The sequence below is a fragment of the Leucobacter sp. HNU genome, assembly GCF_047946755.1.
In the GTDB taxonomy this organism is placed as follows: domain Bacteria; phylum Actinomycetota; class Actinomycetes; order Actinomycetales; family Microbacteriaceae; genus Leucobacter.
On the sequence record NZ_CP178837.1, the window covers coordinates 655,235 to 676,294 of the forward strand.

Below are 21,060 nucleotides of genomic sequence, written 5' to 3' on the forward strand. Positions count from 1 at the left end.
CCCGTGCGCCGCATCGTCATCCTCGGCTCGACCGGCTCGATCGGCGAGCAGGCGCTCGACGTGGTCCGCCGCAATCCCTCCCGGTTCCAGGTCGTCGGCCTGGTCGCCGGGTCGCAGGCGGACCGCGTACGGGCGCAGGCCGAGGAGTTCAACGTCGAGCACACCGGGCTCGGCGCAGACGAAGCGGTGCAGCTGATCCGCGAGGTGCCGGCGGACGTGGTGCTCAACGGCATCACCGGATCGGTCGGGCTCGGCCCGACCGTCGCCGCGCTCGAGGCCGGGCGCACGCTCGCCCTCGCCAACAAGGAGTCCCTGATCGTCGGCGGCGATCTGGTGACTGGGCTCGCGGCTCCCGGCCAGATCGTCCCGGTCGATTCCGAGCACTCGGCGATCGCGCAGGCGCTCCGCTCCGGCTCCGAGCACGAGGTGCGGCGGCTCGTGCTCACCGCGTCCGGCGGGCCGTTCCGCGGGCGGAGCCGCGAGTCGTTGCGCGACGTGACGCCGGCGGAGGCGCTGAACCACCCCACCTGGAACATGGGCCGGGTCGTCACGACCAACTCCGCGACCCTGGTCAACAAGGGACTCGAGGTGATCGAGGCGCACCTGCTGTTCGGCGTCTCCTACGGGGACATCGAGGTCGTGGTGCACCCGCAATCGGTCGTGCACTCGATGGTCGAGTTCATCGACGGATCGACCATCGCGCAGGCCTCGCCGCCCGACATGCGGCTGCCGATCGCCCTCGGGCTCACCTGGCCGGCGCGCCTGGCCAACGTCGGGGCGCCGATCGACTGGACCCGCGCGACGAGCTGGGACTTCGAGCCGCTCGACGCCGAGGCGTTCCCGGCCGTCGACCTCGCCAAGGAGGTCGGGCGAGCCCGTCGCAGCTACCCGGCCGTCTACAACGCCGCCAACGAGGAGGCCGTGGACGCGTTCCACGACGGGCGCATCGGCTTCCTCGACATCGTCGACACCGTGCGCGACGTTCTGGAGGCCCACGAAGCACCCGCGCAGCTCACGCTCGAGGCCCTGCCCGAGGTCGAGCGCTGGGCGCGCGAACGGGCGCAGACCGTCATCGCCGCGCGCTCGGGGCGGGGCTGATCCTGCGACTCCTCCGTCGCGCAGGATGACGGCTACCGGTTCGCTGCGCGAGGCTTCTTCGGCTTCGGGGCGGGGAGCGCGTCCGCGGTCACCCGGGTGAGTTCCTCAAGCCAGTCGCGGTCCTCCCAGCGGTCGCCGCTGATCAGGTAGTACATCTTCGAACCGGGGTAGGCCTCCGCCTCCGTGACCGGACCGAAGCCCTCGAGCCACGTCCGTCCCTCGGGCGTCGGCTTGATGAGCAGCTCGTCGTCGCAGATGAAGGCGATCACCTTCTCGTCGCGATAGAGCGCGTACTCGCCGAACATGGCCTTCGTGCGGAAGATCGGCGCGTGGCCGAGCTGGTCCATGAGGAACTCGATGGTCTCGACCCTGGTGCTCATGCTCGGAGTGTAGCCCCTGTACTTCTCGGCCGCCGCGGATCCCGGCCACAGCCCGGCCACAGCGCGCGGGCGGTACGCTGAACCGGTGTTCGATGTGCTGCTCTACGTGCTCGGGATCCTGATCATCCTCATCGGGCTCGCCGTGTCCATCGGACTGCACGAGATCGGCCACCTGGTGCCCGCGAAGCTGTTCGGGGTCAAGGTCACGCAGTACATGATCGGCTTCGGCCGCACGCTCTGGTCGCGCCGCAGGGGCGAGACCGAGTACGGCGTGAAGATGATCCCGCTCGGCGGATACATCTCGATGATCGGCATGTTCCCGCCCGCCAAACCGGGTGAGGCCCCGCGGGAGTCGACCACCGGGTTCCTGAACTCCGTGGTGCAGGAGGGTGCGCCGCGTCGCGGCGTCGCCGGGATGGTGGACGAGGCGAGGCTCGCGAGCGCCGAGACCATCGAAGCCGGCGAGGACTCGCGGACCTTCTACCGGCTCCCGTCCTGGAAGCGCATCATCATCATGCTCGGCGGGCCGTTCATGAACCTCGTGCTCGCGTTCGTCTTCTTCGCGATCGTGCTGTGCGGATTCGGCGTCCCGCAGAACAGCACGACCCTCGGCTCGGTGAACGAGTGCCTGATGTCGGCGGCGCAGAGCGGGAGGCCTCCTGCACCGCGAACGACCCCGAGGCCCCCGCGGCCGCGGCCGGCCTGCGCCCCGGCGACGAGATCCTGTCGATCGACGGCACTGCGGTCCGCGATTGGAACGCGTTCCGGGACACGGTCAGCGCGTCGCCCGGCCGGACCCTCTCGATCGAGATCCGGCGCGACGGGGAGACCAAGCAGCTCTCGCTCACTCCCGTCACGAACACGCGAGTCGCGACCGACGCGAACGGTCAGGCGATCAAGAACTCGGACGGTTCGGTGAAGACCGAGCAGGTCGGCATGGTCGGCGCGACCCCGGCCTCGGAGCTGGTGCAGCAGCCGATCACCGCGGTGCCCGGCTTCGTCGGCGACAACGTCGCGCGCGTCGTCGGGGTCGTCGTCGGGCTTCCCCAGCGCATGGTCGACGTGTGGAACGCGGCGTTCGGGCCGGAGCAGCGCGATCCGAACGGCCCGATGAGCGTCGTCGGCGTCGGGCGGCTCGCGGGTGAGATCGTGAGCACCGATGCGCCGGTCGCGGCGAAGGCGCAGGTCATGTTCGGCCTGCTGGGCTCGCTCAACATCGCCCTGTTCGTGTTCAACCTCGTTCCGCTCATGCCCCTCGACGGCGGCCATGTCGCCGGAGCGATCTACGAAGCGATCAAGCGCGGCATCGCCCGCCTCCGGCGAAAGCCCGACCCGGGCCCCGTCGACACCGCCAAGATGGTCCCGATCACCTTCGGCGTGGTGATCGTGCTCGGCGCGATGACCGTGCTGCTCGTCTACGCGGACCTGGTGAAGCCCATCTCGTTCTTCGGCTGAGGGGAACGCCGGGTGCGCTCGGGAACAGTCGGGCAACGCTCGGTACTGTGGTCGCATGTCTGACGTTCCGCATCCGGCCGCCCCGGTGCGCCGCCGGCCGCCCCGCCGCACCCGGCTCGCGATCACGCTCAGCGTCGTCGCACTGCTGCTCATCGGCGGAGGCGCGGCTGCGGCGTTCGCGCTCATGCCGCATCCCGCCGATTCGCAGCCGAAGGCCTCCGGCGCATCTTCCCCCTCATCGAGCGCCCCGCCGAAGTCGACCGCACCGGCGGCACCGAAACCGGTCTCGGTGATCGCGATGGGCGACATGCTGCCGCACGACTCGGTCAACCAGAACGCGAAGCAGGCCGACGGGAGCTGGAACTACGGGCAGTTCTTCACCGGTATCACGAAGGAGCTCGACGCCGCGGACGTCCGCTTCTGCAACCAGGAGGTGCCGAGCGCCGGCGTGGAGTTCGGGATCAGCGGCTACCCGACGTTCAATGCGCCGGTCGAGTTCGCCCGCGATCTGCGTGAGACGGTCGGCTGCGACCTCGTGAACACCGCGACCAACCACACGGCGGACAAGGGGGTCGAGGGGATCGCCGCGACGCGCAAGGCCTGGGACGCGTTGAAGCCCGCCGTCGTCGACGGTGCGAACCGCAGCGCGCAGGAGCAGCAGACGGTGCCGGTCTTCGAGAAGGACGGCGTGAAGATCGCCCTCGTCTCGTTCGCGGAGTACTCGAACGCGCCGATCGACGGCGTCTCCCTGAACCTCATGAGCAACGACGCGCTCGTGACGCAGCTGATGGCTCAGGCCCGGAAGCAGGCGGACGTGGTGATCGTCTCGGCGCACTGGGGGACCGAGGACTCCCACGACGTGAACGATCAGCAGCGCGGCTTCGCGCAGAAGGTCGCGAACCTCGGCGCGGACGTCGTGATCGGGACCGGTCCGCACGTGCTGCAGCCCGTCGCCTGGCTCGATCGCTCAGGCGGCGGGCGCACTCTCGTCTGGTACTCGATCGGCAACATGCTGAACACCCAGATCGCGCTCGATCAGCGCACCGGTCTGATCGCCGGGTTCGAACTCGCCCGGGCGAAGGCGGGCGGCCCCGTCACGGTGCAGAATCCCACGGGAGTGCTCACCTACATGCACTACGACTGGACCGCCGACGACGAAGCGGCGAACCGGCTCGACGCGCGCAAGAACCTCTCGATCACGCCGCTCGCCGACTCCGCCGCCCTGCTGTCGCGCACCCGTTTCGGCGTGACCCCCGCGCAGCAGGCGGAAGCGTCGGCGAAGATCCTCGGTCCCGACGTGAAACTGGAGCCCCGCTAGCGTGCGCGGGGTCCGCGTCCTGTCCGCCGTCGCCGCCTGCGCGGTGCTCGCGAGCACGCTGCTCGGCTGCGCCCAGGAGACCGAGCGTTCGGCCCCGAAACCGAGCAGCGCCGTGCCGAGCACGAGCGCACCGTCGCCGTCATCGAAGCCGACGACCCCGGCGTTCGACCGTGCGGCGCACTCCATCGAGGACCCGCAGTCGATCTGGGTCGTGAGCAACAAGCGACGGGCGCTGAAACCCGTCGATTTCGCTCCGAACGACCTGGCGATGCCCGAGGGGGTCGAGAACGAGTTCGCGCAGCCCCTGCGCGCACCGGCCGCGGCGGCGGTGGTGCGTCTGATCCGCGGCGCGGAGCACGCCGGGCTGAAAATCCGGATCATCAGCGCCTACCGCGACTACGCCACTCAGGTGACCCTCTACGACCGCTACGTGGAGCGCGACGGGAAGCAGCAGGCCGATACCTACTCGGCGCGGCCCGGGCATTCGGAGCACCAGACCGGGCTCGCGGTCGACCTCGACGACTTCGGTGACTGCTACCTCGCCGAGTGCTTCGGCCGGACGCCGGCGGGAACGTGGGCGGCCGCGCACGCCGCGGAATACGGCTTCGTGATCCGGTACCCGGAGGGCAAGCAGGGCATCACCGGCTTCATGCCGGAACCCTGGCACCTGCGCTACGTCGGACCCGAACTCGCCGCCGAGATGAAGCGCACCGGGACCACCACGCTCGAGGAGTTCTTCGGCCTTCCGGCCGCTCCCGACTACGGGACCGAGTAGCCCGGCCCGACCGTGTTCCGGGGCGCGCACAGCCCGCGCCGGTAGAATCCTGCTCGTGGCAGCAATCAACCTGGGCATGCCCTCGGTTCCCGAGGTCCTCTCCCCGCGACGCACATCCCGCCAGATCCGCGTGGGCTCCGTGATGGTGGGCGGCGACGCTCCGGTCTCGGTGCAGTCGATGACCACGACGCCCACCACCGACATCAACGCGACGCTGCAGCAGATCGCCGAGCTCACGGCCGCGGGCTGCGACATCGTGCGCGTCGCCTGCCCGAGCCGCGACGACGCCGAGGCGCTGCCGATCATCGCCAAGAAGAGCCAGATCCCGGTGATCGCCGACATCCACTTCCAGCCGAACTACGTGTTCGCCGCGATCGACGCCGGCTGCGCCGCGGTGCGCGTGAACCCCGGCAACATCCGCAAGTTCGACGATCAGGTCGGCGAGATCGCACGACGGGCCAAGGCCGCCGGCGTCTCCCTCCGCATCGGCGTCAACGCGGGGTCCCTCGACCCCCGGCTGTTGCAGAAGTACGGAAAGGCGACGCCGGAGGCGCTCGTCGAGAGCGCCGTCTGGGAAGCCTCGCTGTTCGAGGAGCACGATTTCCACGACTTCAAGATCTCGGTCAAGCACAACGACCCGATCGTGATGGTCAAGGCGTACCGCCAGCTCGCGGAGCGCGGGGACTGGCCCCTGCACCTCGGCGTGACCGAGGCCGGTCCCGCGTTCCAGGGCACGATCAAGAGCGCGACCGCGTTCGGGATCCTGCTCTCCGAGGGCATCGGCGACACGATCCGCGTCTCGCTGTCGGCGCCCCCGGTCGAGGAGGTCAAGGTCGGCCTGCAGATCCTGCAGTCGCTGAACCTGCGCGAGCGGAAGCTCGAGATCGTCTCCTGCCCCTCGTGCGGTCGCGCCCAGGTGGACGTCTACACGCTGGCGGAAGAGGTCACGAAGGGTCTCGAGGGCATGAGCGTGCCGCTGCGCGTCGCCGTCATGGGCTGCGTCGTGAACGGCCCCGGCGAGGCTCGCGAGGCGGATCTCGGCGTCGCGTCCGGCAACGGCAAGGGGCAGATCTTCGTCAAGGGCGAGGTCATCAAGACCGTGCCCGAGCACGAGATCGTCGCGACCCTGATCGAAGAGGCCAACCGGATCGCGGCCGAGATGCCGAACGCCGAGTCGGGCACCCCGGAGGTCGTCACCCTGTAGCGGCGACCGGCTGCGAGTCCTCGGAGTCCGGGGCGGCGAGCGAGATCCTGCCCGTGGCGATGTCGGCCGATGCGACGCGCACCCGGATGCGGGATCCCGGTTTCGCGTCGGCGATCTCCGCACTCGCGACGACGGGCGGGTCATCGAGCAGGAGGCGCGCCCGCGTCGGGTTCGCGTCGACGACCAGCGCCGTGCGCCATTCGCCCAGGCTCGGTGCGAGCAGGGCCGCTTCGATGCGGTCGAGCGCCGACGCCTCGGCTCGCGATGCGCGCTGCGCCGAGGTGCGCATGAGGTCCGGGAGATCGGGCAGGCTCGTGCGCGCCCACTCCGGGATCGGGGTCTCCGCGCTGATCGCCGCGCAGATGGCGAGGCCCCAGCGGTCGACGAGTCGGCGCAGGGGAGCGGTCACGTGCGCGTACGGTGCGGCGATCGCGGCCTGCGCGGGCTGCTCGGGCGCCGTCCCGTCGAACGGTGTGTAGCCGGCGCCGCGGAACAGCGCCGAGGCCGCCTGCAGCAGCGGGACGGATTCGGGAGCGGAGCCGTCGATACCGCGGAGGAACTCGCCGTAGTCGACGTCGGCCGCCCAGGGGTGGCCCAGCGCGGCGACCTGCGAGCGGAACCGGGCGATCGCCGATTCGTCCGGCTTCGGCATCGTGCGCAGGATCCCGGTGCCGCCCGCGATCATGAGTTCGGCGGCGGCCATTCCGGTGAGCAGCGACAGCTGAGCGTTCCAGTCCTCGACCGCGAGTACGCTCCTGCGCTCGATCCGGTACCCGTCCGCCGGGTCCGCGACGATCTCCTCTTCGGGCATCGGCAGGCTCGCCCCGCCGCGCGCGCGTTCCTGGGCGATGCGGAGCGTACCCACTTCGCGCAGCAGTCCCAGCTGTTCGTCGGCCCGTCCGCCGTCGACCTCGCGCTGCGCGCTCGCGTAGTCGCGCTGGGCTCGGGAGCGGACCTGCGCGCGCTCGACGCGCACGCCGATCTGCGCTCCGTCCGAGTCGAGTTCGATCGTCCACACGTAGGCGGTGCGGTCCTCGGAGGGGAGGAGCGAGGCCCGACCCTCGCTGAGGGGCCGCGGGTGGAGCGGGATCGACCCATCGGGGAGGTAGATCGTCTGCCCGCGGTGGCGGGCTTCGGCGTCCAATGCTCCACCGGGGCGGACGAACCCGGGGACGTCGGCGATCGCGTACCGCACGGTGAATCCCCGACGGCTCCTCGCGAGGTGGAAGGCCTGGTCGAGGTCCTTCGAGCCGAGGGGATCGAGCGTGCTGAAGGGAAGGTCGCGGAGATCGGTTCCGGGCGCGTCGGGCTGCGCCGTCGCCGCCTCCGCGAGGGCCTCGGGGGAGAAGTCGCCGGGGAGTTCGAGTTCGTCGCGGAGCGCGGCGAGGCTCTGTTCGAGCGCGGCGCGCTCGCGATCGGCGGCGGTGCGGAACCGTGGGAGGGAGACGTGCCGGCTGGGCATGGGGTCAGCCTATCCCCGCCGGACCCGCCGGTCGCGGTTTGCGCATCTATACATTCGGTGTATACGCTCGGTGTATGAGCGGAATGAATAGTTCGAACGCCCTGCTCGGCATCCTGGGCACGGGGCCGGGCTACGGGTACGACCTGAAACACGACTACGACCGTCTGTTCGGCGCCGAGAAACCCCTCGCGTTCGGACAGGTCTACGCGACGCTGGCCCGACTGCTCAAGCACGGCCTGATCGAGCTCCTCGGAGACGAGGCTGGCGGCGGACCGGACCGCAAGCGCTACGAGATCACCTCAGCGGGCCGGGATCGCATCGCCGAGTGGCTCTTCGCCGTCGAGGTGCCCTCCGCCGCGCTCCAGAGCGACCTCTTCGCGAAGACGGTGATCGCACTGCTCCTGGACGACGACGCCGAGCGCCTGCTCGACGCCCAGCGCGCCGGCCACCTGGCGCGCATGCGCGACCTCACCAAGCGCAAGGTCGGAGCCGACCTGCCGACCGTGCTGCTCTGCGATCACGCACTGTTCCACATCGAGGCCGATCTGCGCTGGATCGACCTCACCTCGGCGCGGCTGGGCGCACTCCGCGAGGAGGTGCGCGCATGACCTCCGCCCCTCCCATCCTGCGTCTTCGCGGTGTGCGCAAGCGCTTCGGCCTCGACACGGCGCTCGACGGCATCGACCTCGATGTCCGCGCGGGCGAGGTGCTGGCGATCATGGGTCCGTCGGGATCCGGAAAATCGACCCTGCTCCACGTCCTGGCGGGGGTCTACACTCCGGACGAGGGATCCGCGCACTACCTCGACACGCTCGTGAGCGAGCTGGGCGAGACCGACCGGGCCCGGTTGCGGCTCGAAGAATTCGGCTTCGTCTTCCAGTTCGGACAGCTGCTGCCCGATCTCACCGCACTCGACAACGTCGCCCTCCCGCTGCTGATCGCCGGTCGCCCGCGCCGGAAGGCGGTGCGGCAGGCGAAGTCCTGGCTGACGCAGCTCGGGCTCGCGGATCACGCGGCAAAGCGCCCCGGCGAGCTGTCCGGCGGGCAGGCTCAGCGCGTCGCCATCGCGCGCGCGCTCGTGACCGCGCCACGCATCGTCTTCGCCGACGAGCCGACCGGCTCTCTCGACTCCCTCTCGGCGGAGCAGGTCATGGCGACCCTGCTCGAGCTCGCCAAGGGCACGGGCGCCACCGTGGTCATCGTCACCCACGACCCCAGGGTGGCCGCGTACGCGGACCGCGAGGTCGTCGTGCGCGACGGCCGCATCTCGGGAGTCGGGGTCCTCGCGTGAACGCGCTCCGGCTGGGCTGGCTGTTCGCCCGCACGGAGCGCTCGGGGCGCGGCCGGCTCGCCGGCGTCGCGGTGGGCGTCGCCGTCGGCGTCGCACTCATGCTGCTGGTGGTCGCCGCGTACAACGGGCTCAACAGCCGCAACGAGCGGTCCACCTGGACCTACCTGTCGGGCGAGCACGCGGACCCGGAGCGCACCCAGCCGCTGTCGTCCGACGAAGCCGTCGCCCTCACGAGCGGTCGCGTTGGAGCGGCTCCCGAGCCCTTCCGCGGCACGGGCATCATGCGGCTCGACGTCGCGACGGCGCCCGACACGGAGCTCCGGATCCCCGGCGTCGCGCGGATACCGCGGCCGGGGGAGTATCTGGCATCGCCGGCACTCGAGCGGCTGATCGCGGCGCACCCCGCCGACCAGCTGGGGGACCGGTACGGGACGTCCATCGGCACGATCGAGGCGTCGGGGCTCGCGAGTCCCGACGCCCTCGTCGCAGTGGTCGGCGCCGACGTCGAGCAGGTGAAGAACCGGCTCGGCGCGACGCTCGTGCACGGCTTCGAGACTTTCGCGTTCCCCAGCCAGGGGTACGAACTGATCACCCTCGCGGGCGGATTCGCGGTGATCTTCCCGGTCGGCGTCCTCATCGTGATCCTCACCCGACTCGGACAGGCCGCGCGTTCCGAGCGGATCTCCACGATCCGGCTCATCGGCGCACGTCCGAGCCAGGTCGCGGGGGCGACCGCGGTCGAGACCGGGATCCCGAGCCTCATCGGAGCGCTCTGCGGAATCGGCCTGTTCTGGGCCCTGCGTCCCATCGCCGCGATGGTCCCCGTGGAGGGAATGCGATTCTTCCCCGAGGATCTCGCCGTCGGCGGTGCCGTCCAGGCGGGCATCGCGCTCGGCGTGGCCGCGGTCACCTGCGCGATCGCCTACGTGACCGCGCTGCGTACCGGGCTCGGCCCGCTCGGCGCCAGCCGCGACCGGCAGGAGCGCCGACCCCGGATCCTCTCGCTGATCCCGCTCGCGCTCGGCGGCGCGGTGATCGCCGGCACCACCGCGGTGACCGTCGCCGGTGTGCCGATCCCCGTCACCGGCGAGCTGCTCATCGCGGGCTTCGTCCTCATGACCACGGGACTGCTGTTCGCCGGCCCGTATCTCACCGGGCTCGTCAGCCGAATCGGCGCCGGCGGCAGCGGGCGGCCCTCGGTGCTGCTCGCGATGAACCGGATCTCCCGGCACCCGCGCGCGACGTTCCGCGCGGTCGGCGGAATGGCGCTGGCGCTCTTCGTCGTGACCACCTTCGTCGTGGGGGCGACGACGGAGCGGGAGGCGGAGTTCGCCGAGGCCCCGCCGTCCGAGCTCCTGAGCCCGAACGTGCTCGTCGCCGCCGTCGCACCGGGCGAATCGGACACCGACGGTCGCCTGGAGCGCGGTCTCGCGCGGATCGCCCGGACGCCGGGCGTGACCACCGCCTTCGTGGGACGCTCCTTCGAGGGCGTCACCGGCGAGGGGACCGAGCAGATCTCGGGCCTCGTGATCCCGGCGGCCGGTGCCCGGGCGATCGGCCTCGACCCCGCCCCCGGCGCCGCGTTCATCTCGATCGAGGACCCGGGCGGCTACTTCGGCAACTTCGAGGTCACCGGAGAGCCCGCGCGCATCTCGACCGTCCCGGCCGCGGACGCGATGGCGATGAACCCCATGCAGGTGCTCATCGGTACCGACGGTTCCGCCGCCGCACTCGACCGGGCGCGCACCGCCGTGGTCGAATCCGGCCTCCCGCTGCTGGCCGGCCCGACGACGCGAGCCGAGGACGCCGGCATCGGGATCGGAGCGGCGAGCTGGGCCGCGAGGTACTCGATCCTCGCGGGCATCGGCGTGCTCATCGCCGCCGCCATCTCCGCGATCTCGCTCGCGATCTCGACGGCCGCCGGGATCATCGATCGGCGCCGCGTGCTCGGGCTCCTGCGGTTGAGCGGAGCGCCCGCACGGCTCGTCCGGCGCATGATCGTCATCGAGACCGCCGTGCCGCTGCTCGCGGTGATCGTGCCGAGCATCGGGCTCGGGTGGCTGTCGGCGTGGGGGCTCGTGACCGGGCTGTCGGAGGGGCGGCGCACGGTCTCGCTCCCGGATCCCGAGGCGTTCGGCGTGCTCGGCGTGTGCCTGCTGCTCGTCGGAGCCGCGGTCGCGGTGGCCTTCGCCGCCTCGCGGCCGGGGCGCGGTGCGGCGGCGACCAGGTTCGAATAGGTGCGCCGGTCTCCCCGTCACCGCCCGGCGGCGGTAGCGGGGAGGACCAGCGCCGAGCGGACGCACGCTCGAGCCAGCGCAGCCGTCGGATCGACGATCTGAGGGCCGGCATCGATCCGCTCGCTCAGGATCGGCAGTTCGGTGCAGGCGACGACGACCCGCGTCGCCCCGCTCCGTGCGAGCGCTTCGAGGACCGGTGCCAGCAGCCCGACCCCGCGTTCCATCTCGCCCGCTTTCACCGCGGCGATCGCCGCGATGACCGCGCGCTGCTCCGCGTCCCGCGGATGGAGGACGGCGACACCGTTGTCGATGAGTCGATCCGTGTAGATCCCGCTCGCCATCGTCGCCGCGGTTCCGAGCACCGCGACCGCGCCGGGGGTGGCTCGGCACCGCTCCCGGCCGCCAGGATCTCGTCCACCGTCGAGCCGATCATGTCGAGCACGGGTATTCCCGCCCGCCGCCGCACGGCGCCGAGGAACAGGTGCGCCGTGTTGCAGGGCACCGCGATGAAGTCCGCCCCGGACTCCTCGAGGAGACGGGCGCCCGCGAGCAGGCCGCGCACCGGGCTCGGTCCTCCCCGGAGGAACGCTTCGGCCCGGTCCGGGATCGAGGGATCCGACCAGATGAGCGTGCGGAGATGATCCTGATCCCGACGCGCGGGCGTCGCCTCGACGAGCTTGCGATAGAAGTCCGCGGTGGCGGCGGGGCCCATGCCGCCGAGGACGCCGACGACCCGTGCGGAGGATCCCATGACCGCCATTCGCGCCTCCTTCCGCACCTCGCACCCGGCTCCGGCACCGGCTTCTTCACGCTAGATCCGTGCGGCGCACCGGCGCATCCCCGCGGGCACGCGGGTCGTCGATGCTGAGCCACAGCAACGGTGCGCCTCGCAGCGCGACGTACCGCGGATGTCGCTGCTAGCGTGAGCCGCGCGCCGGGAACGGACGCGGATCGGAACGAGGGGGAGCGATGGAGCGGCTGACCGCGGCGGGCGATGACGGGATCGTGATCGTCGCGTTCCAAGAGGACGGGCCACGCACCGGAAGGGTGCGACGGGGCGCGCTGCGCGGCTTGCGTCTCGCGGTGAAGGACAACATCGATATCGCGGGCGTCCCGACGACCCAGGGCTCGCGGTTCGCGGGAGAAGTCGCCTCGGCGACCGCGCCCGTGGTCTCAGCGCTCGAGCAGCGTGGGGCGACCACCGTCGCGAAGGTCAACCTGCACGAGTTCGCCTACGGTACGACGAGTGCGAACCCCTGGTTCGGGGCCGTGCCCAATCCGGCGCGGCCCGACCGGATCCCGGGCGGATCCTCCGGAGGCAGCGCCGCTGCGCTCGCCGCGGGACTCGCCGACCTCGCGCTCGGCACCGACACCGCGGGCTCCATTCGAATGCCCGCCGCGTGCGTCGGGGTCGTCGGACTGCGCCCGCGCACCGGGAGCCTCGATCGGTCGGGAGTGCGCCCCCTCTGCCCGAGCTTCGACGCGGTCGGGCCGCTCGCCCGCACCGTCACCGACGTCGTGCTCGCGTGGAACGCCCTGGCCGACGGAGCACCGGGACCTGCCGCGGTCGTCCGCGACCGGAGTCGCAACGGCGCACCACTCGGCCGGGAACCCTCGCAGGAGCCGCGGATCGGACTGATCGGGTTCGACCTCGACCCCGCGACCGACTTGACGCACGCGCTGGACCGGAGCACGGGACTGGACGGGCTCGGCTCGGCGCTCGAGAAGATCGGTGCGCGCATCGATCCGGACCCCGGTATCGACGACGCCGGGCTCGACCGCGTGCAGGACGAATTCTGGCCCGCCTTCCGCTTCGAGGCATCGCGCACGCACGCGGCATGGTTCCCCGCTCGGGCCGAGGAATACGACCCGAGCGTGGCGCGCAAGCTCGCCGGCGCGGCCGGTGTCGAGCCGGCGGTGCACGAGGCGTCGCTCGCCGCGCTCGTGCGGAGGCGCAGCGCGCTGCTCGCCGACTGGGGCGCGCGCGGAATCGACGCCGTGCTCACGCCGACCCTCGGCTGCCCGGTACCGTCGGTCGGGGCCGACGAGTTCGCCGTGCAGGACGCGCTCGGCCGATTCGTGGCGCCGTGGTCCGCGCTCGACCTGCCTGCCCTCGCCGTCGGTGGAGTGCAGATCATCGGCCGTACCGAAGCCGACGTGCTCGCGCTCGGACTGCGGCTCGAAGCCGAGGGGCTGGTCGCGCGGCCTGCTCCCTGAGACGCTAGCCCGCGAGCGCCCGCTCGAAGGCGCGCCGCAGCGCCTCGATGACGGCGTCGGTTGCGGCGCGCGGTGCCGTGGGCGAGACGAGCGCGTGCAGGCTGCGGGAGAAGTGCAGGCCGATCGCATCGACCGCGACCGTGCTCGCCGGCGCCGCGTTCGCGACGGTCTCGGGGACGAGGGCCGCGGCGGACCCCGAGGCGACGAGGTCGACGAAGACTTCGAAGTCGTCGGCGTATGCGAGGGGACGGGGGAGGATTCCGGCGGTGCGGAACGCGTCGGCCATGACGGTCGCGTCGCTCGATCCGGGGTGGTGCAGCGCCCAGGGCAGGCCGGACAGGGCGTCCGCTTGCACCGCTCCGTCGCGGTGCAGGTCCCACTCGCGGGGAGCAGCAGCCGGTAGCGTTCGACGCCGAGGCCGATCTCGGTGAGCGTCGCCGGCCAGGCGAGTCCGGTGCTCGAGCAGCGGTAGACCACCGTGAGGTCCGGGGTGTCGCCGTCGGTCAGGGCTCGGATCGCCGCCGACGGGTCGTGGACGGAGAAACGCACGCGGGTGCCGGTCGCGACGAGATGCGGGTCGTGCAGGATCTCGGGAGCGACGACGCGGGCGAGGCTCGCGTAGAGGGCGACCGTGACCTCATCGACGTTCGCCTCGTGGGCGTTGTGCGCCGCTCGCAGCACCGCATCGAGGTCGGCGAACACCGGCGCCGCGCGGCGCGCCATCGCGAGCGCGGCCTCGGTGGGCCGAGTGCTGCGCGCGGTCCGTTCGAAGAGCGGGAGCCCGGCCGCGGCCTCGAGCGCCGCCATCTGCTGGGACACGGCCGAGGCCGTGTAGCCGAGCCGATTGGCGGCTCCGGCGAAGGATCCGTGGCCGATCACCTCCACGAGAGTCCGCAAGTGAACGGGATTGAGCATCAGTGATCCTTATCCTCAGCATGTCGGATTGCGGCGGCAGGGGGATTGGTCGCCGCGAACAATGGACTCTATTGTTGCTTGCATTGGCATCGACGCCAAGAGGTGAAGGAGCAACGCTGATGGTCAAGCGCCTACTGACGCATCCGAGGATCCTGGCCGACACCGGCCGACCGCTCGACGGCGTCGACGCGATCCTCGTGGACGACGGTCGCATCGCAGCACTCGGATCCCGCTACGACCTCCGCGCGGCGCATCCGGGGATCCCCGAGCTCGCGCTCCCCGGCGCGGTGCTCGTGCCCGGCTTCCACGACGCGCACATCCACACCGGCAACCTCGCCCGCAGCCTCTCCTCCTTCGATCTGCGCGAGGCCGACACCCTCGACGCCGCGCTCGACGTGCTCCGCGCCCATCTCGACGCCCACCCGGGCGACGGCTGGGTGACGGGCGGACGCTGGGACAGCAACCGCTGGCCGACCGGCGTCCCGACGCGCCACGACCTCGACGCGGTGTGCGCGACCCGACCGCTGGCGCTGCCGAGCCTCGACGGGCACTCCATCTGGCTCAACACCCGTGCGCTCGAGCTCGCCGGCATCGATCGCGCGACCCCCGATCCGTTCGGCGGTGACATCGCCCGCGAATCAGACGGCGAGACCCCCGCCGGCGTGCTGCGCGAGACCGCGGTGGATCCCGTTCGCGAGCTGTCCGAGCGCGAGCAGGACGCGGCGCTGCCCGAACTCCTGCTGCGTGCGCAGGCCCACCTGCACTCCCTCGGCCTCACCCGCCTCACCGACCTCGACGAGCAGCCCACCCGCGAAGCGTTCGAAGCGCTGCGCGCCGACGACCGGCTCCGCATCCGCGTGCACAAGGGCACCCCGATGCCCGACCTCGAGCGCGCGATCGCCGAGGGACGCCGCACCGGCGCCGGCGACCGGTGGATCACCGAGGGGCCCGTGAAACTGTTCTCGGACGGCGCGCTCGGCTCCCACAGCGCGCACATGCACACCGACTTCGCCGACGATCCGGGAAACCGGGGCATCGAGGTGATGACTGTCGAGCAGATCGCCGACTACGTCGAGCGCGCGAACGCCGCGGGCCTCGCCGTCGCCACCCACGCCATCGGCGACGAGGCCAACCGGCGCGTGCTCGACGCGTACGAGCGGAACGTCGCGCTGACTCGGGAGCGCGGGCTCCGCAACCGCATCGAGCACGCGCAGCACCTCGCGCACGAGGACCTGCGGCGCTTCGCCCCACTCGGCGTCGTCGCCTCGCTGCAGCCCCTGCACTGCACCACCGACTTCGAGCTCGCGGGGCGCCGCATCGGCGAGCGCCGACTCGCCAACTACGCCTGGCGATCCTTCCTCGACGCCGGTGCGATCCTCGCCTTCGGCTCCGACGCACCGATCGAACCGGCGGACGTGCTCGCCGGGATCCGGGCCGCGGTCACCCGCCAGCGCGCCGACGGTACGCCCGACGGCGGATTCGAGCCCGAGGAACGGGTGACCGCGGGCGAAGCACTCGCCGCGTACACCTCGGGAGCCGCGCTCGCCGCGGGACTCGAGCACCGCGCGGGGCGCATCGCGGTCGGCTGCGACGCCGACTTCGTCGCGCTCGGCGCCGATCCCACGGTCGCCGATCCCGAAACGATCGCAGCGATCGCTGTCGCCGGAACGATCGTCGACGGCGAGGTCGTGTTCGCGCCCGGCGGCTGAGCCTGGGACGCGAGACCCGGCCCCGCACCCGCGAGGCCGGCAGCCCACTGCGTCCGGCACCCGCCGGACCAACCGAAGGAGTCGCAATGACGCAACGTCCGACCACCGTCCGAATCGCTGCGGGGATCATCGCCGTCGGCGCGCTGCTCGTCGGCCTCACCGCATGCGGCGGCCAGAGTCTCTCCGACGTCAAGAAGTCCGAGCAGGCGGCCGCCTCGGGGACCTTCTCGAACGACGGTGCGCTGCCGGTCCCGCCGGAGGAGAAGGCGAAGAAGGTCATTGAGCAGATCGAGGTCGACCAGGCCCTCGCGGCGCGGGTGCCCGACAAGATCCGTTCGACTGGCCTGCGAGTCACCACGTCCGTCGGGTATCCGCCGATGGAGGAGTGGGCGACGAACGGGACCGATGTCATCGGGGTCGATCCCGCGCTCGCGAACGCGATCTCCCGGAAGCTCGGGCTCAAGATGACCATTCAGGATCAGGAGTTCAACTCGATGATCCCGGGGCTCATCTCGGGCCGCTACGACCTGCTGCTCTCGTCGATGACCGACAACGCGGAGCGCCGCGAGACGACCACCTTCGTCGACTACGTGAAGGCCGGCAACGCGTTCCTCGTCGCCGCGGGCAATCCGTCGAACGTGGCGGTCCCCGCTGACCTGTGCGGCAAGACCGTCGCGGTCGTCGAGGGAGGCTCCTCGGCGCTCCTGGCGGAGCAGTTCTCGAAGGATTGCGCCGCGAAGGGAACGCCCGCGTACGACGTGCTGAAGCTCGCCGGCGACAGCGAGGCGAACCTCGCCGTGCAGAGCGGCCGAGCGGTCGCGACGATCACCGACTACCCGGTCGCCGTCGCGCACGCGGCCGACCCCGAGTCGAAGTCCGAGGCGGTGCGCATCGAAGGCGACGAGAGCATCTGGGGGATCGGCATCGACAACTCGAACGCGGAGTTCGCGAAGGTGGTGCAGGGCGCCGTGCAGTCGCTGATGGACGACGGCAGCTACGAGAAGCTCCTGGACGCCTGGGGCGTCGGCGAGATGGCGCTCTCGAAGGCGACCATCAACGGCGGGGCCTGAGCGGCAGCGCCGAGGGGAGGAACATCGTGTCCGCAGCATCCGGAGCCAGAACGGCTCCCATCGTCGCTCCCGACGGCACCAGGGTCGAGATCGCCCGGCAGTGGCATCCGAAGCGCTGGATCGTCGGCGCCGTCGCTCTCGCATTCGTCGCGTGGGCGGTCTCCATCGTTGTCTTCAACGAGAACATCCGCTGGAACCGCGTCTGGCAGTACCTGTTCTCCGCCCGGATCCTCGAGGGCGTCTGGGTCACCATCTGGGTCAGCATCGTCGCGACGATCCTCGGTCTCGTGCTCGGCGTGATCCTCGCGGTGATGAAGCTCTCGCAGAACCCGGTGCTGCGGTGGATCGCCGAAGGCTACATCTGGTTCTTCCGGGGGACGCCGGTGCTGGTGCAGCTGATCTTCTGGTTCAACCTCGCCTTCCTGCTGCCCTACATCACGCTCCAGATCCCGTTCACCGACATCGGCATGCGGTGGGACACCAATGCCGTGATCTCGGGATCGGTCGCGGCGCTGCTCGGCCTCGGCCTGAACCTCGCCGCGTACTTCGCGGAGACCGTGCGGGCCGGGATCCAGGCCGTCGACCGCGGGCAGACCGAAGCTGCGCTCGCGGGTGGCCTGACACGCGCGCAGACGATGCGGCTCATCGTGCTGCCGCAGGCGCTGCGGATCATCATCCCGCCGACGGGCAACGAGTTCATCTCGATGCTCAAGACGACCTCGCTCATCGTCGTCGTCGCCGGCAACGACCTCATGACCCGCGCCAGCCAGATCTACAAGCAGAACAACCTGATCATCGAACTGCTGATCGTCGCGAGCCTCTGGTACATGCTCATGACCGCCATCGCCACGTTCCTGCAGTCCCGGCTCGAGAAGCGGTTCGGCCAGGATCGCGTGCGGCTCGTGCGCGGCGAGACCTTCAGCCAGCAGGTCGTCCGCGTCGCGACGGGCGCGATCCGCGTGCCGCGTCGCGGCGACGTCAAGGAAGGAGCGGGCGCATGAGCGACGCACTCGTCCACGCGAGCGGCGTGGTCAAATCGTTCGGCGATCACCGGGTGCTCACCGGGGTCGACTTCACGGTCAGGCCCGGCGAGGTCAGCTGCATCATCGGGCCGTCGGGGTCCGGCAAATCGACGTTCCTCCGCACCATCAACGGGCTCGAGACCGTCGACGACGGCAGCCTCGTGGTCGACGGCGAGCAGGTCGGGTTCCGGCTGCAGGGCGGGCGCTACCACCCCTGGACGGGGGCCGAGTGGGCCCGGTTCCGCTCGCGCATCGGCATGGTGTTCCAGCGCTTCAACCTCTACGGCCACATGGACGCCGCCGAGAACGTCGCGGCCAGCCTGATCCACGTCAAGCGGATGCCCCGTCGCGAAGCCACCGAGCGCGCGCTCGAGGAGCTTGCGCGGGTCGGCCTCGCCGAGCACACGCACAAGCGGCCGCACCAGCTCTCGGGCGGCCAGCAGCAGCGCGTCGCGATCGCGCGCGCACTCGCGATGGATCCCGACCTCATGCTGTTCGACGAACCGACGAGCGCGCTCGATCCCGAACTCGTCGACGAAGTGCTCGAGACGATGCGCGGACTCGCCGAGCGCGGCATGACGATGATCGTCGTCACGCACGAGATCGGCTTCGCGCGCGAAGTGGGAGACACCCTCTCGTTCTTCGATCGCGGCCGCGTGCTCGAATCGGGCACCCCCGAGGAGGTGCTCTCGGGCAGCGGGTCGGAGCGCACCCGGGCGTTCGTGGACCGGGTCCGGTGAGCGCGCAGGCGCGACCCCGCGCGCAGGATCTCGGGATCCCGTCCGGGGCGTTCCCGCGGGGTGAATGGAACGCCATCACCGATGTCCCCGGGGTGCGGGTCGGGCACGCGACCGTGCGGGACGACCGGCTGAGCACGGGGGTCACGGCGATCGTGCCCGACGCGCTGGGCGCCGACCGGCGCTGGCTGCCCGCGGGGCTCTCGGTCGGCAACGGCTACGGAAAGCTCATCGGCGCGACCCAGCTCGTCGAGCTCGGCGCGATCGAGACCCCCATCCTGCTCACCAGCACGCTCTCGGCCTTCCGGGTTGCCGACGCGCTCGTCGGATACCTGCTCGAGCAGCCCTGGCATGCGGGCACGACCACGCTGAACCCGGTCGTGGGTGAGACGAACGACGGATTCCTCTCGGACATCCGCAGTCGTCCCGTCGGCGATGCGCAGGCGCGGGCGGCGCTCGACGCCGCGACCGGCGGGCCGGTCGCGGAGGGCGGCGTCGGGGCGGGCACGGGCACGGTGGCGCTCGGGTACAAGGGCGGGATCGGGACCGCCTCGCGGATCGTCGAGATCGACGGGCGCTCCCGCACCGTCGGAGCGATCGTGCAGAGCAACTACACCGGAACGATGCGGCTCGCCGGAGTCCCGCTCCCCGCCGACGAACTGCTCGACGCCGAGCCGGCGGAGACCATCGGCAACTCGTGCATGATCGTCGTCGCCACCGATGCACCGCTCGACGGGCGCCAGCTCGGACGCATCGCGAACCGGGCGGTCTTCGCGCTGCGCGGCACCGGATCCGATTTCGCGCAGGGAAGCGGCGACTACGCGATCGCGTTCACCGTCGGCGAGGGGCCCGCCCCCGACGACGAGGCGCTGTCGCCCGTCTTCCTCGCGACCATGGACGCGGTCGAGGAAGCGCTCGTCAACTCGGTGCTGCGCGCCGAGACCCGGGTGGGGTTCGAGGGGCGCACCGCCCAGGCGATCCCGATCGATCGGGTGCGGGAGCGCTTGCTGCGCGCCGGAGCGGTCACCGCTCCGGTCGCTCCCTAGACTGAGGCCGTGAGCGCGAACGAAGACCCCAGGATCACCGAAGCCCTCGACGCGGCGATGGAGGCGGCCGGCGTGCGCGAACAGCGTGCGCTGGTCCGCCGGATCCTGCGGGCCGGCGTCGGACTGGGCGCGGACGGCACCGACCGGCTGGATCTCAAGATCACGGCCGCAGCGGTGGAGGAGATGCGGGCGGCCTTCCGCCTCTTCGCGCCGTTCGTCGGGACGTCGAAGGTCACGATCTTCGGGTCGGCGCGCACGCAGGCCCTCGACCCGCTCTGGCTCCGGGCCGAGGCCGTCGCGCACGGCCTCGCCGAGCAGGGGTGGATGGTCGTCACCGGTGCGGGGCCCGGGATCATGGAGGCCGCGGCGACCGGCGCGGGCCCGGAGCATTCGCTCGGCGTCTCGATCCGGCTGCCCTTCGAGGAGCAGCCGAACGATCTGGTCACCCTCGACGGGCATCACGTGTCGATGAAGTACTTCTTCACTCGCAAGCTGATGCTCGTGAAGGAGTCGCTCGGATTCGTCTGCCTTCCCGGGGGTTCGGCACGATGGACGAGACCTTCGAGCTGCTCACCCTGCAGCAGACCGGCAAGATGGTGCCGGTGCCGATCGTGCTGCTCGATCGGCCGGGCGGCACGTTCTGGCGCGGCCTGGAGCGCTTCGTCGTCGAGGAGCTCGCGGGGTCGGGCATGATCGCGACCGGGGACCTCGACCGCGTACTCATCACGGAGTCGGCGGAGGAGGCGATCGCCGAGATCACCGGCTTCTGGCGGAACTACCATTCGCTGCGCTGGGTCGGCCCGGAACTCGTGCTGCGGCTGCGCGCCGAGCCGAGCGACGCCGAGGTGGCCGAGCTGAACGAGCGCTTCGGCGCAATGTGCCTCTCGGGCGGATTCGCGCGCACCGCGCCTCTCGCCGATGAGCGCGACGAGCCCGAGACCGCGGAGCTGCCGCGGATCGTGTTCACGCCGCAGCGTCGTGCGGTGGGCGAACTGCATCGCCTGATCCGCGCGCTCAACCGGCTGCCATCGGCCCCGGACGACGCGACGGCACCCGACCCGGCCTGAGCCCGGCTGGGAGCCGTCCGGGGAGCTGCGCGGGGTCGGCAGGCCTCTTTGCGTGCC

The 21,060-nt window shown here is 71.3% G+C and carries 19 protein-coding genes and 3 pseudogenes; 16 read left to right on the forward strand and 6 right to left on the reverse strand.

What is annotated here, in order from left to right; genetic code table 11:
- The first annotated feature begins 3 nt into the window (after positions 1-3).
- On the forward strand, positions 4-1,098 hold the full coding sequence (gene dxr / locus AB3K78_RS03170; protein WP_416446116.1) for a 1-deoxy-D-xylulose-5-phosphate reductoisomerase: 1,095 nt from the start codon (positions 4-6) through the stop codon (positions 1,096-1,098).
- A 32-nt stretch (positions 1,099-1,130) separates the two neighbouring features.
- On the opposite strand, the gene AB3K78_RS03175 is transcribed toward dxr, so the two are convergent.
- Positions 1,131-1,478, reverse strand: coding sequence for a TfoX/Sxy family protein (locus tag AB3K78_RS03175; protein ID WP_416446119.1), 348 nt, complete (start codon positions 1,476-1,478; stop codon positions 1,131-1,133).
- 85 nt (positions 1,479-1,563) lie between these two features.
- On the opposite strand from AB3K78_RS03175, the pseudogene AB3K78_RS03180 reads away from it, so the two are divergent.
- The 4 genes and pseudogenes from AB3K78_RS03180 to ispG all read left to right on the forward strand — a co-directional run bounded on the left by AB3K78_RS03180 (position 1,564) and on the right by ispG (position 6,230).
- Positions 1,564-2,933 (forward strand): annotated as a pseudogene (locus tag AB3K78_RS03180) (M50 family metallopeptidase).
- Positions 2,934-2,988: 55 nt separating this feature from the next.
- On the forward strand, positions 2,989-4,251 hold the full coding sequence (locus AB3K78_RS03185; RefSeq protein WP_416446121.1) for a CapA family protein: 1,263 nt from the start codon (positions 2,989-2,991) through the stop codon (positions 4,249-4,251).
- 1 nt (position 4,252) lies between these two features.
- Positions 4,253-5,026: a M15 family metallopeptidase gene (locus AB3K78_RS03190; RefSeq protein WP_416446123.1), complete on the forward strand. Its 774-nt coding sequence runs from the start codon at positions 4,253-4,255 to the stop codon at positions 5,024-5,026.
- Positions 5,027-5,102: 76 nt separating this feature from the next.
- On the forward strand, positions 5,103-6,230 hold the full coding sequence (ispG, locus tag AB3K78_RS03195) for a flavodoxin-dependent (E)-4-hydroxy-3-methylbut-2-enyl-diphosphate synthase (protein WP_416447292.1): 1,128 nt from the start codon (positions 5,103-5,105) through the stop codon (positions 6,228-6,230).
- Here ispG and AB3K78_RS03200 read toward each other — a convergent pair.
- Positions 6,220-7,692, reverse strand: a complete 1,473-nt coding sequence (locus AB3K78_RS03200; protein ID WP_416446125.1) for an RNB domain-containing ribonuclease — start codon at positions 7,690-7,692, stop codon at positions 6,220-6,222. The genes ispG and AB3K78_RS03200 overlap by 11 nt on opposite strands.
- Positions 7,693-7,766: 74 nt before the next feature.
- Here AB3K78_RS03200 and AB3K78_RS03205 point away from each other — a divergent pair, with 74 nt between their 5' ends.
- Genes AB3K78_RS03205 through AB3K78_RS03215 form a run of 3 tightly spaced genes read left to right on the forward strand, consistent with a single transcriptional unit; the run spans position 7,767 to position 11,220 of the window.
- Positions 7,767-8,300: a PadR family transcriptional regulator gene (locus AB3K78_RS03205; RefSeq protein WP_416446127.1), complete on the forward strand. Its 534-nt coding sequence runs from the start codon at positions 7,767-7,769 to the stop codon at positions 8,298-8,300.
- Positions 8,297-8,983 (forward strand): ABC transporter ATP-binding protein, encoded by a 687-nt coding sequence (locus AB3K78_RS03210; protein ID WP_416446129.1) that lies wholly within the window; start codon positions 8,297-8,299, stop codon positions 8,981-8,983. Before AB3K78_RS03205 ends, AB3K78_RS03210 begins: the two co-directional genes overlap by 4 nt.
- Positions 8,980-11,220, forward strand: a complete 2,241-nt coding sequence (locus AB3K78_RS03215; RefSeq protein ID WP_416446131.1) for an FtsX-like permease family protein — start codon at positions 8,980-8,982, stop codon at positions 11,218-11,220. The genes AB3K78_RS03210 and AB3K78_RS03215 overlap by 4 nt, the downstream gene beginning before the upstream one ends.
- Before the next feature lie 17 nt (positions 11,221-11,237).
- Here AB3K78_RS03215 and AB3K78_RS03220 read toward each other — a convergent pair whose 3' ends face one another.
- Positions 11,238-11,561: an aspartate/glutamate racemase family protein gene (locus tag AB3K78_RS03220; RefSeq protein ID WP_416446133.1), complete on the reverse strand. Its 324-nt coding sequence runs from the start codon at positions 11,559-11,561 to the stop codon at positions 11,238-11,240.
- Positions 11,456-11,980, reverse strand: a complete 525-nt coding sequence (locus tag AB3K78_RS03225) for an aspartate/glutamate racemase family protein (RefSeq protein ID WP_416446135.1) — start codon at positions 11,978-11,980, stop codon at positions 11,456-11,458. Before AB3K78_RS03225 ends, AB3K78_RS03220 begins: the two co-directional genes overlap by 106 nt.
- 209 nt (positions 11,981-12,189) lie before the next feature.
- Here AB3K78_RS03225 and AB3K78_RS03230 point away from each other — a divergent pair, with 209 nt between their 5' ends.
- Entirely contained in the window at positions 12,190-13,437 is a 1,248-nt protein-coding gene (locus AB3K78_RS03230) for an amidase (RefSeq protein WP_416446137.1), read from the forward strand.
- Positions 13,438-13,441: 4 nt separating this feature from the next.
- On the opposite strand, the gene AB3K78_RS03235 is transcribed toward AB3K78_RS03230, so the two are convergent.
- Positions 13,442-13,903, reverse strand: coding sequence for a LysR family transcriptional regulator substrate-binding protein (locus tag AB3K78_RS03235; protein ID WP_416447293.1), 462 nt, complete (start codon positions 13,901-13,903; stop codon positions 13,442-13,444).
- A gap of 165 nt (positions 13,904-14,068) precedes the next feature.
- On the opposite strand from AB3K78_RS03235, the gene AB3K78_RS03240 reads away from it, so the two are divergent.
- Positions 14,069-14,272, forward strand: coding sequence for a hypothetical protein (locus AB3K78_RS03240; RefSeq protein ID WP_416446139.1), 204 nt, complete (start codon positions 14,069-14,071; stop codon positions 14,270-14,272).
- Here AB3K78_RS03240 and AB3K78_RS03245 read toward each other — a convergent pair.
- Positions 14,227-14,352, reverse strand: a pseudogene (locus tag AB3K78_RS03245) (helix-turn-helix domain-containing protein); the annotation flags it as partial. The gene AB3K78_RS03240 and the pseudogene AB3K78_RS03245 overlap by 46 nt on opposite strands.
- A 119-nt stretch (positions 14,353-14,471) precedes the next feature.
- On the opposite strand from AB3K78_RS03245, the gene AB3K78_RS03250 reads away from it, so the two are divergent.
- The 6 genes and pseudogenes from AB3K78_RS03250 to AB3K78_RS03275 all read left to right on the forward strand — a co-directional run bounded on the left by AB3K78_RS03250 (position 14,472) and on the right by AB3K78_RS03275 (position 21,003).
- Positions 14,472-16,061 carry an amidohydrolase gene (locus AB3K78_RS03250; RefSeq protein ID WP_416446141.1) on the forward strand — a complete coding sequence of 530 codons (1,590 nt, stop codon included), beginning with the start codon at positions 14,472-14,474 and terminating at the stop codon, positions 16,059-16,061.
- A gap of 86 nt (positions 16,062-16,147) precedes the next feature.
- Positions 16,148-17,131, forward strand: coding sequence for an ABC transporter substrate-binding protein (locus AB3K78_RS03255; RefSeq protein ID WP_416446143.1), 984 nt, complete (start codon positions 16,148-16,150; stop codon positions 17,129-17,131).
- Between the two features lie 26 nt (positions 17,132-17,157).
- The gene (locus tag AB3K78_RS03260) at positions 17,158-18,132 is read left to right on the forward strand and encodes an amino acid ABC transporter permease (RefSeq protein WP_416446145.1); all 975 of its coding nucleotides are present in this window, start codon (positions 17,158-17,160) and stop codon (positions 18,130-18,132) included.
- Positions 18,129-18,893: an amino acid ABC transporter ATP-binding protein gene (locus tag AB3K78_RS03265; RefSeq protein WP_416446147.1), complete on the forward strand. Its 765-nt coding sequence runs from the start codon at positions 18,129-18,131 to the stop codon at positions 18,891-18,893. Before AB3K78_RS03260 ends, AB3K78_RS03265 begins: the two co-directional genes overlap by 4 nt.
- On the forward strand, positions 18,890-19,936 hold the full coding sequence (locus AB3K78_RS03270) for a P1 family peptidase (protein ID WP_416446149.1): 1,047 nt from the start codon (positions 18,890-18,892) through the stop codon (positions 19,934-19,936). The genes AB3K78_RS03265 and AB3K78_RS03270 overlap by 4 nt, the downstream gene beginning before the upstream one ends.
- Before the next feature lie 57 nt (positions 19,937-19,993).
- Positions 19,994-21,003, forward strand: a pseudogene (locus AB3K78_RS03275) (TIGR00730 family Rossman fold protein).
- The last annotated feature ends 57 nt before the right edge of the window (positions 21,004-21,060 follow it).

What these genes read in the sequence shown, in the direction of transcription:
- AB3K78_RS03175 (WP_416446119.1), bottom strand. Translation starts at nt 1,478, where the DNA reads ATGAGCACCAGGGTCGAGACCATCGAGTTCCTCATGGACCAGCTCGGC.
- AB3K78_RS03185 (WP_416446121.1), top strand. Translation starts at nt 2,989, where the DNA reads ATGTCTGACGTTCCGCATCCGGCCGCCCCGGTGCGCCGCCGGCCGCCC.
- ispG (WP_416447292.1), top strand. Translation starts at nt 5,103, where the DNA reads ATGCCCTCGGTTCCCGAGGTCCTCTCCCCGCGACGCACATCCCGCCAG.
- AB3K78_RS03200 (WP_416446125.1), bottom strand. Translation starts at nt 7,692, where the DNA reads ATGCCCAGCCGGCACGTCTCCCTCCCACGGTTCCGCACCGCCGCCGAT.
- AB3K78_RS03205 (WP_416446127.1), top strand. Translation starts at nt 7,767, where the DNA reads ATGAGCGGAATGAATAGTTCGAACGCCCTGCTCGGCATCCTGGGCACG.
- AB3K78_RS03210 (WP_416446129.1), top strand. Translation starts at nt 8,297, where the DNA reads ATGACCTCCGCCCCTCCCATCCTGCGTCTTCGCGGTGTGCGCAAGCGC.
- AB3K78_RS03220 (WP_416446133.1), bottom strand. Translation starts at nt 11,561, where the DNA reads ATGGCGAGCGGGATCTACACGGATCGACTCATCGACAACGGTGTCGCC.
- AB3K78_RS03225 (WP_416446135.1), bottom strand. Translation starts at nt 11,980, where the DNA reads ATGGCGGTCATGGGATCCTCCGCACGGGTCGTCGGCGTCCTCGGCGGC.
- AB3K78_RS03230 (WP_416446137.1), top strand. Translation starts at nt 12,190, where the DNA reads ATGGAGCGGCTGACCGCGGCGGGCGATGACGGGATCGTGATCGTCGCG.
- AB3K78_RS03250 (WP_416446141.1), top strand. Translation starts at nt 14,472, where the DNA reads ATGGTCAAGCGCCTACTGACGCATCCGAGGATCCTGGCCGACACCGGC.
- AB3K78_RS03255 (WP_416446143.1), top strand. Translation starts at nt 16,148, where the DNA reads ATGACGCAACGTCCGACCACCGTCCGAATCGCTGCGGGGATCATCGCC.
- AB3K78_RS03265 (WP_416446147.1), top strand. Translation starts at nt 18,129, where the DNA reads ATGAGCGACGCACTCGTCCACGCGAGCGGCGTGGTCAAATCGTTCGGC.